Source organism: Hominifimenecus sp. rT4P-3 (assembly GCF_051055405.1).
Lineage (GTDB): Bacteria > Bacillota > Clostridia > Lachnospirales > Lachnospiraceae > Pseudolachnospira.
In genome coordinates, this window is record NZ_CP167068.1 from 3,139,982 (window position 1) to 3,155,019 (window position 15,038).

14 protein-coding genes and 1 pseudogene are annotated in these 15,038 nt (G+C 48.1%); 3 read left to right on the forward strand and 12 right to left on the reverse strand.

What is annotated here, in order from left to right; genetic code table 11:
* Positions 1–138: 138 nt before the first annotated feature.
* Positions 139–2,004, forward strand: coding sequence for an ATP-dependent zinc metalloprotease FtsH (gene ftsH, locus ACCC71_RS14535; RefSeq protein ID WP_434310345.1), 1,866 nt, complete (start codon positions 139–141; stop codon positions 2,002–2,004).
* Positions 2,005–2,072: 68 nt separating this feature from the next.
* Here ftsH and ACCC71_RS14540 read toward each other — a convergent pair whose 3' ends face one another.
* The 5 genes from ACCC71_RS14540 to ACCC71_RS14560 form a co-directional block, all read right to left on the reverse strand.
* Positions 2,073–2,957 carry an alpha/beta hydrolase gene (locus tag ACCC71_RS14540; protein ID WP_434310346.1) on the reverse strand — a complete coding sequence of 295 codons (885 nt, stop codon included), beginning with the start codon at positions 2,955–2,957 and terminating at the stop codon, positions 2,073–2,075.
* Between the two features lie 73 nt (positions 2,958–3,030).
* On the reverse strand, positions 3,031–4,200 hold the full coding sequence (locus tag ACCC71_RS14545) for a TRAP transporter substrate-binding protein (protein ID WP_434310347.1): 1,170 nt from the start codon (positions 4,198–4,200) through the stop codon (positions 3,031–3,033).
* A 116-nt stretch (positions 4,201–4,316) separates the two neighbouring features.
* Positions 4,317–5,603 carry a TRAP transporter large permease gene (locus ACCC71_RS14550; protein WP_434310348.1) on the reverse strand — a complete coding sequence of 429 codons (1,287 nt, stop codon included), beginning with the start codon at positions 5,601–5,603 and terminating at the stop codon, positions 4,317–4,319.
* Positions 5,600–6,094: a TRAP transporter small permease gene (locus ACCC71_RS14555; RefSeq protein WP_434310349.1), complete on the reverse strand. Its 495-nt coding sequence runs from the start codon at positions 6,092–6,094 to the stop codon at positions 5,600–5,602. Before ACCC71_RS14555 ends, ACCC71_RS14550 begins: the two co-directional genes overlap by 4 nt.
* Before the next feature lie 82 nt (positions 6,095–6,176).
* Positions 6,177–7,076: an MBL fold metallo-hydrolase gene (locus ACCC71_RS14560; RefSeq protein WP_434310350.1), complete on the reverse strand. Its 900-nt coding sequence runs from the start codon at positions 7,074–7,076 to the stop codon at positions 6,177–6,179.
* A 124-nt stretch (positions 7,077–7,200) separates the two neighbouring features.
* Between ACCC71_RS14560 and ACCC71_RS14565 the strand changes: the two genes are divergently transcribed.
* Positions 7,201–8,124, forward strand: a complete 924-nt coding sequence (locus tag ACCC71_RS14565) for a LysR family transcriptional regulator (RefSeq protein ID WP_434310351.1) — start codon at positions 7,201–7,203, stop codon at positions 8,122–8,124.
* A 31-nt stretch (positions 8,125–8,155) separates the two neighbouring features.
* Here the strand turns inward: ACCC71_RS14565 and ACCC71_RS14570 are convergent, their stop codons facing one another.
* Positions 8,156–8,860, reverse strand: a complete 705-nt coding sequence (locus ACCC71_RS14570; protein ID WP_434310352.1) for a M48 family metallopeptidase — start codon at positions 8,858–8,860, stop codon at positions 8,156–8,158.
* Between the two features lie 349 nt (positions 8,861–9,209).
* Between ACCC71_RS14570 and ACCC71_RS14575 the strand changes: the two are divergent.
* Positions 9,210–9,332, forward strand: a pseudogene (locus ACCC71_RS14575) (transposase); the annotation flags it as partial.
* A 49-nt stretch (positions 9,333–9,381) separates the two neighbouring features.
* Here ACCC71_RS14575 and ACCC71_RS14580 read toward each other — a convergent pair.
* From ACCC71_RS14580 to ACCC71_RS14605, 6 genes are all read right to left on the reverse strand, one after another.
* Positions 9,382–10,368 carry a peptidoglycan-binding protein gene (locus ACCC71_RS14580; protein WP_434310353.1) on the reverse strand — a complete coding sequence of 329 codons (987 nt, stop codon included), beginning with the start codon at positions 10,366–10,368 and terminating at the stop codon, positions 9,382–9,384.
* A 1-nt stretch (position 10,369) separates the two neighbouring features.
* A complete protein-coding gene (locus tag ACCC71_RS14585; RefSeq protein ID WP_434310354.1) occupies positions 10,370–10,576 on the reverse strand; it encodes a holin in 207 nt (68 codons plus the stop codon).
* The gene (locus tag ACCC71_RS14590; RefSeq protein WP_434310355.1) at positions 10,569–10,796 is read right to left on the reverse strand and encodes a hypothetical protein; all 228 of its coding nucleotides are present in this window, start codon (positions 10,794–10,796) and stop codon (positions 10,569–10,571) included. The genes ACCC71_RS14585 and ACCC71_RS14590 overlap by 8 nt, the downstream gene beginning before the upstream one ends.
* A gap of 11 nt (positions 10,797–10,807) precedes the next feature.
* Complete coding sequence (locus ACCC71_RS14595; RefSeq protein WP_434310356.1) at positions 10,808–11,407, reverse strand: hypothetical protein; 600 nt, start codon at positions 11,405–11,407, stop codon at positions 10,808–10,810.
* Between the two features lie 129 nt (positions 11,408–11,536).
* Positions 11,537–13,102, reverse strand: coding sequence for a tail fiber domain-containing protein (locus ACCC71_RS14600; RefSeq protein WP_434310357.1), 1,566 nt, complete (start codon positions 13,100–13,102; stop codon positions 11,537–11,539).
* Positions 13,103–13,110: 8 nt separating this feature from the next.
* On the reverse strand, positions 13,111–15,036 hold the full coding sequence (locus tag ACCC71_RS14605; RefSeq protein WP_434310358.1) for a phage tail spike protein: 1,926 nt from the start codon (positions 15,034–15,036) through the stop codon (positions 13,111–13,113).
* Between the last annotated feature and the right edge of the window lie 2 nt (positions 15,037–15,038).

Genomic DNA, 15,038 nt, shown 5'->3' on the forward strand with positions numbered 1-15,038 from the left:
GGAAAGATTATGTACCTAATTATAAAGCATTCGGGGAAAATGTCAATAAAAACTGTAAAGTAAATATTATATTTATATTAAACGCTTGACAATTATTTAAGAACGAGTTATCGTTTGTTTATCAAAGGAGGTTCTATTATGCAGGAAGTGAAAAATACAAAAAAGCCGCTCCTTTACTATTTCATGATCGCTACCCTGGTCTTGATGCTTCTCAATATCTTCGTCTTTCCTTATGTAACCTCCGCACGGGTTACGGAAGTGGATTACGGGACCTTCATGCGCATGATCGAACAAAAAGAAATCCAGGAAGTCGAGGTGACGGAAACGGAGATTGTCTTCTCCGATAATGCCGATACGCCCAATTACTATAAAACCGGAAGGATGGAAGATCCGCAGTTAACCATGCGTCTCTACGAGGCGGGCGCTACCTTTGGCAAGGAGATCGTGGAACAGATGTCTCCGCTTCTTTCCATCCTGCTGACCTGGATTTTACCCATTTTGCTCATGCTTCTCATCGGTCAGCTTTTCTGGAAATCTTTATCCAAAAAGATGGGCGGAGGCATGGGAAACGCGATGTCCTTTGGCAAAAGCAACGCCAAAATTTACGTCCAGTCTACCACCGGCATCAAGTTTGCCGATGTGGCAGGCGAGGATGAAGCAAAGGAAATCCTGACGGAAATCGTTGATTTTCTGCACAATCCCGCGAAATATACGGAAATTGGAGCCACGATGCCCAAAGGCGCTCTCCTGGTGGGCCCTCCTGGAACAGGAAAAACCTTGCTTGCCAAAGCAGTCGCCGGCGAGGCCAACGTTCCGTTTTTCTCGATTTCCGGTTCGGAATTCGTGGAAATGTTTGTCGGTATGGGCGCCGCCAAAGTCCGCGACCTGTTCCAACAGGCCAATGAGAAAGCTCCCTGCATCGTCTTTATCGACGAAATTGATACCATTGGCAAAAAACGCGGAAACGGCAATCTCGGCGGAAACGACGAGCGGGAACAAACTCTAAACCAATTGCTTACGGAGATGGACGGCTTTGACGGAAGAAAAGGCGTCATGATCCTGGCCGCCACCAACCGTCCCGACAGCCTCGACCCAGCCCTCTTACGCCCCGGCCGTTTTGACCGCCGCGTACCCGTGGAGCTTCCGGATCTCAAGGGCAGAGAAGAAATTTTGAAAGTACACGCAAAGAAAATCCACATCGGAGATCGTGTAGACTTTAGCGCAATCGCACGGGCAGCCGCCGGAGCTTCCGGCGCGGAATTGGCAAATATCGTAAATGAAGCGGCGCTCCGCGCCGTCCGGGAAAACCGGAAATTTGTGACTCAAGCAGACTTGGAAGAAAGCGTAGAAGTCGTCATCGCCGGATATCAGAAAAAGAACCGGGTTCTTTCCAATAAAGAAAAGCTGATCGTCGCCTACCATGAGATCGGCCATGCGCTGGTTGCCGCCAAGCAGACCGCGTCCGCGCCGGTACACAAAATTACGATCATTCCCCGCACCTCCGGTGCACTGGGATATACCATGCAGGTGGAGGAAGGCGACCATTTCCTGATGACCAAGGAAGAGATGGAAAATAAAATCGCCACCCTTACCGGGGGGCGCGTGGCGGAAGAACTGGTTTTCCATTCTATCACCACCGGAGCTTCCAACGACATTGAGCAGGCAACCCGCCTGGCGCGGGCCATGGTTACCCGCTACGGAATGACCGAGGAATTTGGCATGGTCGCGCTGGAAACTCTGAACAATCAATATCTGGGCGGCGACGCTTCGCTGGCCTGCTCAGAAGCTACTGCGGCAGCCATTGACCAAAAAGTCATCGAAGTGGTCCGCACGGAACAGGACCGAGCTTCCAAAATCCTGAAAGACAATATTCAAAAGCTGCACGCGCTGGCAAAGGTGCTCTATGAGCGGGAAACCATCACCGGCGAGGAATTTATGGAAATCTTAGAAAAGCGGGAAGCGCTCCCTGGCAAGGAAGCCATCCCGCTGGAAAAGAAGGATTGAGAATAAAGAATCTCATTCCGCAAAAGATCGCACCGCGACAGGGCGCAAGTCCTTAGCGGTGCGTTTTTTTATTCCTCCATCCCAAATTCTCTTTGGAAAGACATGACCATTCCGTCTTCCACCCAAGTAGTCAGCTTACAGGAAACAGCTGTAAATCCATGAGCCGAACGGGGGATGATATAAAATTCCACTGGAATGGCATCAAGCTGCAAATGCCGTACATATTCCCAGCTGTCATCCCGTAATGAGTCAAATTCTGCCGCTATCACCAATGTCGGAGGAAGGCCGGAAAAATCCTGCGCCACATTTGGCACTGCATAATAGGACGGAAGCTGCCCGTTTAACCCACCGCAGTAAAGGCGTACATTGTCCGCCATACCGTCCCCTTTGACCAGGACATCCTCAAAACGCATTTGCTCTGCGGAATGCGTCGTATGAATTCCCAGGCAGGCGCAATTTAATGCGTTCAGCGAGATCTTCGGTCCGCCGTGATCCCGGATATAAAATGCCAGCCCTGCGCAGAGGTTTCCGCCGGCGCTCGTTCCATGGAGACCCATCTTTTCTTTTATTCCGCCAAGTTCCTCTGCATGATCATACATCCAGTTCCAAGTCTGGTAGCAGTCAGCGATCGCTTCTTTATAGGTATATTTCGGAGCCAATCGGTAATTGAGAGACACGACGACCGCTGGAACATGCACAGCCAGATAGGTGGCGCGGTTATTGTCATTGTTATAGGTTCCTGCCACAAAGCCGCCGCCATGGATATTCATGATCATGGGAAGAGGGGTCTCGCTCTCCGGCCGATAAATTTTTATCTCAATGACAGTTCCCTCTTCTACGCCCGGAATCGTTGTTTCCGTCACTTCCAGTCCATCCGGTTTGTGATATACGGCAATTTCTTTCATAACCTCCGGCGTATAAATAAACCTTGGATTCATTTTTCCATAAAGCATCTCTGTTTCCTCCTATTAAATCCCAAAATGGAAAGGGCCGCCTAAAAACGTCAGCCCTTTCCTCTTATCCTTGTTAACGACCCAGACTCTTATCCAGTGCCTCATACAGAGCGTCGTTTCCTACCATCTCCTTCGCCGACTCAATCGCGGGTTTTGCCGCTTCTACCATGCTGGTTCTGAACTCATCGCTGATCTCGCAGACTTCCATATCATAATCTTGGATTAGGGTCTGAAGATTTTTGTCAATATCCGCAACCGTCAACGCATAATCATAGTGCGAAATTTCCTCGCAGATTTTGGTTATCATATTCTGGTATTCTGCCGGCATCGCCTGGAATGTTTCCAGATTCATGGTCAAATCCACGCTGACTAGAAAATGATCGGTCGGGATAATGTATTTTTGCTGTTCTCCAAAACCGCCCGTCACATCGTTGGAATAAATGTTATCAGATGCCTCCACCGTACCGTTTTGCAACGCCATATAGAGCTCGCTGTAAGCCAGAGGAGTCGGGTTCGCTCCCAAACTGGACCAGATAAGCATGCGGCTCTCTGTCTGTGCGGTACGAATCTTCAATCCCTTCAAATCATCCAGACTATACACTGCTTTATTGGAGGTTAAATCCATGGTTTCCGCTGCCTTTAACATCAGACATTTCAGACCTGCCTTTTCATTGGCCGCGTTGTACAGATCTCGGAACTCACTGTCTATGGTCGCTGCTTCCACGTCTTTTATATCCACCCCGGAAAACAGAAACGGCGTGTCAAAGATCTGCGTCTCCGGCACAAAGGTTGCATGTGTCGAACCGCACTGCATGACGATATCGATATCTCCCGCGATACAGGATGCGATCATTTCCGCATCACTGCCCAACTGCCCATTGGGGTATAACGCTACCGTGATCTTTCCATTGCTGTAATACTCCAGAGCCTCTTTTAACGCGCTCATCACCACATGACCTTCCGTGTTCTCCCCGCCGGCATAAGCAATCGACAGGTTATACTTTTCTCCATCCTCCGGAAGAGCGTCGTATTCTCCAGACAGGTACTCTGCCGCCGCCAGGGATGTGCTGCCCTCCCCTGTGGTTTCCGCTGTGCTGCTGCCGGCAGCCGCTTCCGCCGTAGTTACGGCCGCAGTCGTGTCTGCCGCTGCGGAAGACTTCTCCCCGGACTGCCCCCCGCCGCACGCAGTCAGTACGCACGCCATTGTACAGGCCATTGCCGTCCAAATTTTTCTTGCTTTCATATTTCTCCTCCTTTTTTATATTCAGGGTCTGCCTTCCATCCATTAACAAGAACATATACCCTTTTTGATGGAAGATACCGCCCTTCTTATCATAAATTGACATGCCGTCTTAGGCTTTACAGTAAACACAGGCTGATTGCCGGTATAAAGGTAATCAGCAGTAATGCGGTCAAAAATACGCCGATAAACGGTAACGCTTTCTTTCCAATTGCCATGGGCGACGCCCCGCAAATCGGGCTGGCTACAAACAGTGTCATACCAAACGGCGGCGTAACAAATCCGACCGCCATATTGACTACCATGATAATCCCTAGATGCGTCAAATCAATTCCCAGCGCTTTTGCCATTGGCATCAGCATAGGTGCCAAAATCATCAACGCCGGCCCTGTATCCATAATCATGCCGATAAACAGCAGAATAATATTCATTGCGATCAAGACCGTATACTTGGAATCAAAATTTGATGTAATAAAGGTAGAAAGGGTCGCTGGAATCTGCAGCAAAGTCAGCACTCGCCCAAAGGCGGTAGCCACAGCCAGCATCAAAGCCAGAGGCGCCATGGAGCGGCAGCCTTCTTTTATCAGTCGGTACAAATCTTTTACCTGAACACTTTTATAGATACCGATCGAAACAATCAAGGCATAAACGACCGATACGCACGCCACTTCCGTGGTTGTAACGACTCCGCTGTAAATCCCCCCCAGCAAAATAACCGGGGTGAGCAGCGCCCATATGCTGTCCTTTAACAGCGGCCACAGACCAACAGCCTTTAGTTTTCCAACCTTTGCTTCAATTTTCGCTTTATCCTCGCCTTTCTTCACGCAGTAAAATACCGAATATGCCATCAGGCATCCTGCGATCAGACATCCTGGAATAATACCGGCGATAAACAGATTCCCAATTGAGACTCCGGTTGCCGTTCCATACATAATAAAGGGAATGCTAGGAGGAATGATCACTCCAAGTCCGGCAGAGGTTGCCACCAGCGCCCCGGAAAAGGTCTTATCATACCCCATCTCCAGCAAAATCGGAATCGTCATGGCGCCTACTGCCGCGCAAGTCGCCGTACCGGAACCGGAGATTGCTCCATAAAACAGGCAGGTAATCACAACCGCACAGGGAAATCCGCCTTTTACCCGTCCGAGAAAGTAGGCAAATACGTTGAAAATTTTCTCAGAAATTCCACCCTTCGCCATGATCATTCCCGATAAGATGAACAAAGGAGCGGCTAAAATTCCCGTATTGTCCCCGCCTCCGACAATTGCCCTCATAATAAATTGGATATTGGCCGTAAAATCCGGATTTACAAAGCCCGGCACGAGGCAAGACAAAATCAAAACAGCGACCAAAGGCAACCCGATGATCAGTCCCACAACAAATGTAACTAACAGAGCTCCCGTCATTGTTTTTTCTCCTCTCCTTGCTTTCTCACAAATTCCCGTATCAACCTCTGAATATAACGAAACACAGCCATTCCATACCCGATAATCATGGATAGATACACGACCCACATTGGGAGATGCAGTCCTGTGCTTGTCTCTCCTGTCCGAATCACAGCCTGTACAGATCGAAAAGAACTGACGAACAATAGAACGGTCAAGCCAAAACAAATCAACTCCCCAAGCAGGTTCACCAACCGCTGAATTTTTCCCGGCAGCTGGCTGACGACCGCGTCCATCCTCAGATCAATTTTCTGATGAACCGAATAAGAATATCCGATAAACATAAACCAAATAAAACAGTAACGGCAAAACTCTTCCGACCAGCTTAAGGAGTCGTTGAAGATGTATCTGCGGATAATTTGATACAGCATTACCAGCACAATCGCGCTCATCAACAACACTAAGATCAATTCTTCCGCATGGTCGTCAATCGCTTTTAATACCTTTTTCATTTCTCTCTCCTTTCCTTGCCTTTTCTCCTTAGGCGTTTGCAAAACGCCTATCTTTTCTCCGGACGCTCCTCTGATACTGCCTTTACGGGATCCCATAATATTCCAACAGCCTGCTTTTCCCAAAACGGCCGGCAACTTCTTCCGGGGAAAGTTCAAGAAAATCCTTATATTCCTGCTTTAATCCCCCTAGATAGCGATGCCATTCTTCCGGATCAATAAAGGCGTCTTTTTCTCCGTTTTCTACCCGCTGATGTTTTTGATAAACGTCATTGTGAAAGGGGTGATTTCCCAACATGATGTCTACTTTCTCATTCCACACCTTGTCAATCGAGCGGATAAACTCTTCCCGAAGAATCAAAGGCTGTCCGTTCTTTTTTAGATTCTCCCTGGATAAAGCTAAAAAGCCAGCGCCTCCATAAATCCCAACGTTCCACAGCTTCCCTCCCGCACGGGTTTTCCAAAAATGCGACATGACGCCGCTTGTATGACCTGGCGTAACGACACATCGTATCCGCGTATCTCCCAAAGAAATCTCATCCCCATCTTCTAATTCCACATCAGGAATAAAGAACTCATTGTAGTGTCCAAAATTCTTTCCCATCCGAATCAAATATTCCGGTGGATGGCGCATATCTTTGGCATCAATTTTTCCGATAAACGTCTTCGCACCAGACATATGCTGAAGGGCCGCCACCGCGCCGTAGTGATCCGTATGGGCATGGGAAACGACAATATATTTGATATCCCGAACCTGATACCCCAAAAGCCCAATATTGCGAATCAAGCCTGGCAATCCGCAAGCGCAAGGAGTGTCCAGTAAAATTAACCCGTCTCCCGTATCGATGAGATGGGAGGAACACCAGAGATTTCCGACAAAAAACAGATGATCCGCAATTGGAAATGGCTCCCGATCCATGAGATATGGCCTGGCCATGTATTCCTCCGGTGGATTCATATTTCCAAAACGACTGATACTTCCCAAAATAGCTCCTTCCAGCGCGCGCATTCAAATTTCTAAGATCATTATAAAGCAATGGAAAATATCTTCAATTTGTGATATTTTATATCTATATAGCAAAATTGGAATAAGAAATGGAGAGACGCGGATGAATGTTACTTACCTAGAACAGTTTCTACAGCTGGCAAAATATGAACATGTCTCCCAAACGGCAGACCTATTAAACATTTCTCAACCCTCGCTAAGCAAAAATATTTCTTCTCTGGAGGAAGAGTTGGGAGTAAAACTTTTCGACCGAAAAGGGAAACATATCAAGCTGAATCAGAATGGCGAACAGTTCGCTCATTATGCGGCGCAAGCGCTGCAGATGCTAAATACCGGCGTATTGACCATGAAACGTTCCGCCTATGAAACACTGGGAACGTTAACCATTGTTTGTTACTGCTACGCGGGAATCATTACGCCCTGCACCGCGGATTATTCTAATTTAAACCCGCTGACCAATTTTATCGTCTGCGAACCTGCCCTGGCTAAAGAATTAAATCGTACCAACAGCGCAGACTTTATTCTTTGTTCTTCCGGCGATACGCTCTTGGAAGAAAAAAAGGAACAGTTCTGGGTTTCCCAGCCACTGTTCCAAGAAAAGTATATATTAATTTTATCCCCCCGGTTTCAAGAACTGCCGGAAAAAACCTCCGCCGTAAATCTGGCGGATTTTAAAGACGCGCCCTTTGTCACGATGCTGCAATCCAACGTACTGTTCAGCGACATCACCTATCAGCTCTGCCAAGCCGCCGGCTTTTTCCCAAAAACTTGCTGCCAGACAGACAGCTTTCTGGTAAAAATGAACGCCGTAGACGCCGGCCTGGGCGTTGCGCTGATCCCGGAATCCTGCCTTCCGGACGCGCAAAAGCTTTCTCCCGGCTTAAAGCATTATGCGCTCGACCATGCGGGTACCAGCCGGACCATCTGCCTAATGCGGCAGAAACGATCTTTGATGTCGGAGGCAGCTCTCGATTTTTGGGATTTTGCCCTGGATTACTTTCATTGCCAGGAAAACGCCTTCAACTAAAGGCGCCTTCCGCCTGCACGGTCAAACACGGTCAGGACCGGGGGAATCTTGGTGATTCCACTCCCGCCTGGTTCAGCTTCTTTCGACGAGTTTTCCAGTCCGGCAAAAATTCTTCCACTAAGTCCCAAAATTCTTTGCTATGATTGGGGACTTGCAGGTGAGCCAGTTCATGGACAATTACATATTCCAGGCATTCCTTTGGGTTTTCCGCCAAGTGCAGATTCAGCCAAATCTTTTTCGTGCGCGTATTACAGGTCCCCCAACGGGTTTTCATGGCTTTGATCTGCCATTCTGAGGCGAAAAGTCCCATCCGTTCTTCCCAGACTGGCAGCAGCCGCGCGGTCTCTTCCCGTAAAGTCTGCCGGTACCACTCCCAAAGGACGCGGCGTCTTTTTTCTTCCGTACTTCCGGGTCTCGCCCAAAGGGTAAGGACGCCGTCTATCCATTCGACCTCCGCCCGGCCTGGATGCTCTTTTATCTGAATCCTAACGGGCTCTCCCCAAACCAAAACTTGTCCATCCATTCCTTCCAAAAGTTCCAAACGTGCAGCAAGCTGGGCTCTCTTTTTCCGAATCCATGGCAGCCGGGAACGGATAAAACCCTCGATCGCTGCATGGGATACGGTCCGTGGAGCTGAGACAACGACTTGTCCAGAGGGTGGTTTTACCCGCAGATATATGTTCTTTATTGGCTTTTTTTCGACCTGAACCTCGATTTCTTCTATCCAAATGGTCATCGCCGTATCTCCTACTTTTCCTACCTTCACTTGACAAGAGCATGCACGTCCCATAGCGGAAAGACTTCCACGGAAGGCCGCTGTCTTTAACATAATATATCGGTGAACAAAACACAAGAAGAATGTTTTTAAACACGTTTGACTGATTTTATTAGCTACCGAAATAACAAAGTCTTGATCTCGCGAAAATCAATGACGATACTTCCAAAAAACACCCTAGACACCCTGATTAAGAGTCAGGGGATTCGCCTCCTTAAACCCACGTTTCTCCGTGGGTTTAAGGGGGGATGTGGTTGTGTTTGACGACGTTTTGACGACATTTTCAATATGTTTCCCTCCACAGGAAGCAAAATGTATCATCCATCTGACCAGGAACTCCACAAAATTTGTTTCTTACAAGGACATCAAAAAACGGATGGCGGATTTAAAACTGGTATATACTGCACCAACGGAAGAAACGGCCTTCCATAAATCAAGTACCGGCTGGACTGGGGCAGAGCCACTGCCGGTTAAAATCCTACCTATCTCACTAATGCCCTAAATGTTGCCTTGCCGCAATGTCCGTCGACCGCAAGACTATCCGTATTGGCCTGATACTGTTTGATCGCCCTCTCGCACCCGGCGCCACAGCTCCCGTCAAAGCCAGCTGGATCGTATCCGTGACCGTACAGTAATCCCTGCACAATACAGACATTATCCCCTTTTCGTCCTCTTCGGACGGTTTCATAAGCTGTTCTGGATTTTGGCCCAAAGCTGCCATCCACCGCAAGTCTGGCTCCGCACATCTTATTCAGGTACACCTGCATGGCCATTACTGCGGCTTTTCGTGTCTTAGCCCCGCATTTTCCGTCAATCTCCAATGGCTCCTTGAGGTAGCCGCCCAGATATGTATTCAGCCAACGCTGATAGGTCATTACTGGGGTATTCGGTTCCCATCCCAATAGATCATGGTAAAGACCGGTTACATAGTCCTGATCGGATTTCCGCACATACGCGGGACGACCATATCCTGCTATTTTGCTATTGTCCAGCGCATAACTTTTTGACCACACGCCGCCCCCGTTGGCTACCACATCACCGCCACCGGACGTATTGCCCTCTACCGTATGTACGCGTCCGTCTTTGACCTCCGTCACGATACCAGTATGATTAATCCTCTGGCTGTTTTCAAAAAAAATGACATCCCCCGGCTGCGGGTCGCTCGTATGCCATCGGCCCCTGGCCTTAAAATACTGTGCGGATGCCGGCGTATAAGCATCAAATCCACCCAGCAAATCCCGTGCGTTATCCACTCCATAAGCCTTCACAAAGCACCAGTCCACAAACATATCGCACCAGGCTTGTCCCTGGTAATCCTCCCCGGCAAACCCCTTATAATCCCTGGCGTACTTGGTATAATTTTCCCGGCCTGCATTGGCCGTAAAATCATCCAACTGGCTGTCGCTGGACTTCTCCAAGTAACCGATCTGGGATTTCGCCACCTGAATTACCTTATAAGATTCGCACATGTTATCTCGCCTTGATCTCCGGCAGTCCCGCGACACTCGTCAATAAGGACAATACCCCAGACAACACCGCCGCCGATACTACCATTCCCCAATCAACATCGCCGACCACCGCCGCCGTGCCGATCATGGCGATAGCAGCCTGCGCTACGGTTTTAACCGCCCTTACGCCTGCAGCTTTCATCCACTGCTTTATATTTCCTTTATTCATAGTGTACCTCTTCTACCAGCTCATCTAATCTATGGTGCGCGGCCTTTGTCGACTGTTCTACGATTGCCATACGCTCGATTAAGTTGTTGTGCTTATTTACTTTATCTTCCAACTGACTAATTCTATATGCTGTCAATCGATTCGCTGTCATAATACCGGCAATACTGCCGATCAACGTACCCGCGCATGAGCACAGAGCCACTATAATCTCTGGTTGCATATACTCTCCTCTTACCCGCCGCAAAGACGCTTAAATGCTTCAAAATCCCAATACGATTCCTCTCCGTTACGCGTCATGCCAAGTCCTGGCGCGCCATCGAAACAGTACGCCCATATGCGGGATGTTCCATCCATTATCTCAATCCGGCTACCCGGTTTTGTCGTATCCGGCGGCGAAGACGGTTCCGAAGGGTAGCGCAAGCAGTAGACATAGCGTTTATTACGATAGGTCTGTACACATATCTCGTCCCCGGTCTGATCGCCCGTCTGGCCCCCAGTAATCCCTCCGTCTTCGTTTTCATGCGCAGCAACCGTGTGCGTAGCATCACACATCATCTCCGTATGATGTCCGGGACGCAGCAACACGTCGCCTTTCCGAAGCCCCTCGCCTGACGACAAATCTACCTGGCTCGTTACATCATGAAACCCCGCCGCCGTAAATACATCGTACATCTCACTGGTGGACGGCGAGTATCCACCCGGCCGGGTATTCAAACCAGCCTTATAATAGGCCCAGCATAAAAAGCTCGAACAGTCATAGTCCGGCCCTTCACGGCTGCCCTGGTCATATCCGTGGCTGTCATCAGCCGCAATTTCCAAGGCCCATGCCACAGCATCATTTACAACTCCCGTGTGATCACCTCCTGCAACTCTTGGTACATTCTACAACGTTCTGTTACATTAGCGGATAGCAAATACAGCCCCATTAGACACACCACTAGAAGGTACGGGACCTTCTGTTTATTCAGTTGTCTTTGCCTCCAATTGAGCAATGCGTTCCTCTAATTTCTGGATTGATTTTGCTTGCTGCTGCACAACCGCGATCAACGGAGCAATAAACTCTTCGTATCTTAGGCCGTATACATATTCACCCTCTACTAGAACGCACTCGCGGCTTCCATCTTCGTTTTCGACGTCTTCATATTTGGGAGATTTGATAAATCCAGCAAAGTCCATATCCGTCAACCCAGCAACAGCCATTGCCCCTTCAACCTGTTGCGCAATCAATCCGTGATGGGTACGCCCGGATTCTCCGTTAATTAGTTTATAGCTGACTGGATCAAGAGCATTTATGAACATTGTCATCTTATCGGGATCAAGTGTTTCAATACTTTTCTTTTCTCTCCGATCAGAGGTAGAAATTGAAGAACTGGTACTATAAATCTGCCCCCAACGGTAACTCGGTGATCCCAACGTTATTGAGCCGTTTCGATAAGGTATGAACCGCCAAGCTTGCTCCCAAACACCTAAACACGCAAAGTATTCCGCTTCGTTCGAGGCGCAAATATATATTTGTTGATTAGTAGAGCTTTTAATTCGGGCGTTACTTGTCCCAATTCGTAACGTTGGTTCGGCAGCGTAGATCTCGTTAAGGGCTGCATCATATCCAAAAATTGAACGACTTTCTGTATTATTCCAGATTATTACACCGGCGTCGCTATCGGTTCCACCCGCCACTATACTAATTGATTGCTTTGCTTTGGAACAATTGGTCAAAGTCACCAAACTCGCATTTGACGTTCCAAGATTCCTGATAATCCCACCAGTCATTGTTCCGCCTGATAGCGGTAAATAGCTATGGGTATGGCTAGACGGCGGATACGTACTTGGCTTATTTGTAACATCCGTCCATATGTGCGTATGGCCTTCATCGGCTTTCCCGTTTAGAGTAGTATTTATCTGATCAATAGAGGAAGAAATACTTCCCATTTCCGTTTCAAGGCTCGTTCCAGATGCCATAACGATATCTTCTGCCAAGTTACTGCCTGGATCGCCCTGTGGGCCTTGAATTCCTTGTTCTCCTTGTGGACCAGGCGGGCCTTGGATTCCTTGCGGACCAGGCGGACCGATAAAATCCCCGTTTTCCAATTTGGTTTCGATATCCGCAATGAGCTCTTCGGTTTGATCAACAAGAGTGTTCAGCGTCCCAAACTCATTACTGCTTTCCGCCGCATCCTCGCTCCGGACATTGCGTTCAATCCGTATTACAAAGACAGAAGTTGACAGCAATTTCTCCCCCTGGTACAAGGCGATCTCCGCCCTGGCATCCCCGGCAGCGATTAGAGCCTGACTGGTCAAATCCGCGATCACCCGATTGCCTGCTATGGTAGTGTCGTTGTATACTGCTGTCCCGTCTGGCTTTTTAATCCAAATTCGGGCCGTTACTCCATCCGGTATCTGATATACCGTCCCATTATCAATAAATCCAATGTCAATCCTGCGGGCGGACACATCCCCCTGTTTAGCATAGACCACAGCAGGGGTGCGTTCACCGCTTAATTCAATGTCAATTTGTGTTATGTACATAATCCCTCCTATGAGAGTGAAGCGTTATAAAAATGATCATAATCCATCATAGCTGTATCGCCGTCCTTAGACATCCGTATCGATGGCACTCCATTTTCCGTTTTCATTTCTGCCATCCCCATATCGTTTCTCACCTGTACCGACGCACTACCAGAATCTATTTTCATCATAACTTCAGACTCTCCATTATTTAACCATACCCAACTCGATTTGTCAGAAAACGTTCCCGCTTGGAGCCTCAGGTGTTTGTCTACCAATGTTTCTAATCCTACAAAAACGCTTGATGCGGTTAGAGTAGCTTCTTTTTGCGTCGTGTTATTTTTTACGCCTATATGGTTTCCGTAGATCTTAGCAGTATTATCATTCCAGTTAATATTTATCGCTGAAATTTCATTCGATTCCGTACTGATATTGATCGTCCCACCGTTAATATGGATATCATTGGCATATACATACCCATCTGCACGTACATAGAAGGCCCCTTGGAAAGTCTTGCCCCCATCGGTGGAAATCTGGGAAGAAAACGCCCAGTCCGTTGCTTTCTGAGGGGACTGAATGGACACCCGGTACACCGTGGACCCCACAACGTAGTCTTTGTACAGAGCTTTTGCACTCATATCCCATCCGGCAATTTTCCCTCGTTCCGCAATAATCTGAATCCCCTGGAGCGTTCCGGCTGTGATCATATCCGCAACAATCTGCCCATCCTGCGTCATGGCTGTTTCATAGGGTCCGTCATACCCATTCTTGCTATGTCCAAGTCCACCCTGGTTCCATCGCCACACCTCTTTAGCCGTGGAGATGTCCGGCGTGTCCATGATAAGCATTTCATAGGGCTGTTCGTTTTCATCCTGATGTATGATAAGATATCCGCCCTTGCTCCCGGTAATCCAATCCGTCGCATTTTGAATGGCGTTCTGCAGGCGGCTGTTAAACTCACTCCTTGGATTTTCGATCGTCTCCTTCAGTTGTTTTACTGAATTTTGAATTTTGGGAGCAACGCTGGATAAGGTAACCACATTTCGTTCTCGTTGTGCCGGGTACTCCTCGTACTGCACCACTTGATGGTCAATTGACGCATATAATTTATCGTCAATCAAGGTTACCACTTCAAAAAGATTAAAATCCTGAAATTTATACAATTCCGGATTTGTAGCCGCCAAATCCACCACCGAACACTCATAAGAACGTTCCGGAATGGCAAGCTGTTTCAGACGGCTTTTTGCTTCCTCCAGAAGACTTTCCTTGGTTTCGTACTGGTCATCCGACCAATAGGCCGAAATCACTTTATCTGAGTAGGTATGATCATCCACATAAGGTTTGCCATCGTTGATACTGGCAAAAGTAAGCCCGTCCTTCCCGTAGGCATATAGACGTGTTGCAAAACCCGAACTTTTTCCCTTATAATTAATTTCCTGCAAATTCAATTCCTGGGTAGCAAAAGCGCCTTTGGGCTCATAACTCTTCGGGTCAATGATCTCTATCTGCCTTGTTTTTGGCCGAAACTGAAATGTCACAGAATAAATATCTGCACAGGCCTGGATAATCTCTAAAGGCGTCGCTGCTTCACTTTCTACCGTTCTCTTGAACGTAAAATAGGCTCGGTCTACTACCGCCCATCCAGCCGGGAGGACACCTGAAATGGTATCATACACCGTCGCATTACCATTGGTATATCCGATGTGCATGTCTGCTTTTAACTCGTCCAGATCCAACTGGCATTTTACACTCACATCGTCTCCGCCCCGGTCGATTGCCTTGACCAGATAGGGCTGTTCATATTCCACAACGGCCTCCTCATAAATATCCGGATAATGTTCATCATGGACCGAAATGGTAAAGTCCAACTCGTCCAATCCCGAATACACATGACGAATGCAAAAATCATCTGTGTTCAATGGGAAAGCCTGCGTCCCATTTAAAATTTTCAGCATAC

Coding starts and splice junctions, on each gene's coding strand:
- ACCC71_RS14550 (WP_434310348.1), bottom strand. CDS start 5,603: ATGACGGGAGCTCTGTTAGTTACATTTGTTGTGGGACTGATCATCGGG.
- ftsH (WP_434310345.1), top strand. CDS start 139: ATGCAGGAAGTGAAAAATACAAAAAAGCCGCTCCTTTACTATTTCATG.
- ACCC71_RS14545 (WP_434310347.1), bottom strand. CDS start 4,200: ATGAAAGCAAGAAAAATTTGGACGGCAATGGCCTGTACAATGGCGTGC.
- ACCC71_RS14570 (WP_434310352.1), bottom strand. CDS start 8,860: ATGACCATTTGGATAGAAGAAATCGAGGTTCAGGTCGAAAAAAAGCCA.
- ACCC71_RS14600 (WP_434310357.1), bottom strand. CDS start 13,102: ATGTACATAACACAAATTGACATTGAATTAAGCGGTGAACGCACCCCT.
- ACCC71_RS14540 (WP_434310346.1), bottom strand. CDS start 2,957: ATGCTTTATGGAAAAATGAATCCAAGGTTTATTTATACGCCGGAGGTT.
- ACCC71_RS14555 (WP_434310349.1), bottom strand. CDS start 6,094: ATGAAAAAGGTATTAAAAGCGATTGACGACCATGCGGAAGAATTGATC.
- ACCC71_RS14585 (WP_434310354.1), bottom strand. CDS start 10,576: ATGAATAAAGGAAATATAAAGCAGTGGATGAAAGCTGCAGGCGTAAGG.
- ACCC71_RS14605 (WP_434310358.1), bottom strand. CDS start 15,036: ATGCTGAAAATTTTAAATGGGACGCAGGCTTTCCCATTGAACACAGAT.
- ACCC71_RS14565 (WP_434310351.1), top strand. CDS start 7,201: ATGAATGTTACTTACCTAGAACAGTTTCTACAGCTGGCAAAATATGAA.
- ACCC71_RS14580 (WP_434310353.1), bottom strand. CDS start 10,368: ATGTGCGAATCTTATAAGGTAATTCAGGTGGCGAAATCCCAGATCGGT.
- ACCC71_RS14590 (WP_434310355.1), bottom strand. CDS start 10,796: ATGCAACCAGAGATTATAGTGGCTCTGTGCTCATGCGCGGGTACGTTG.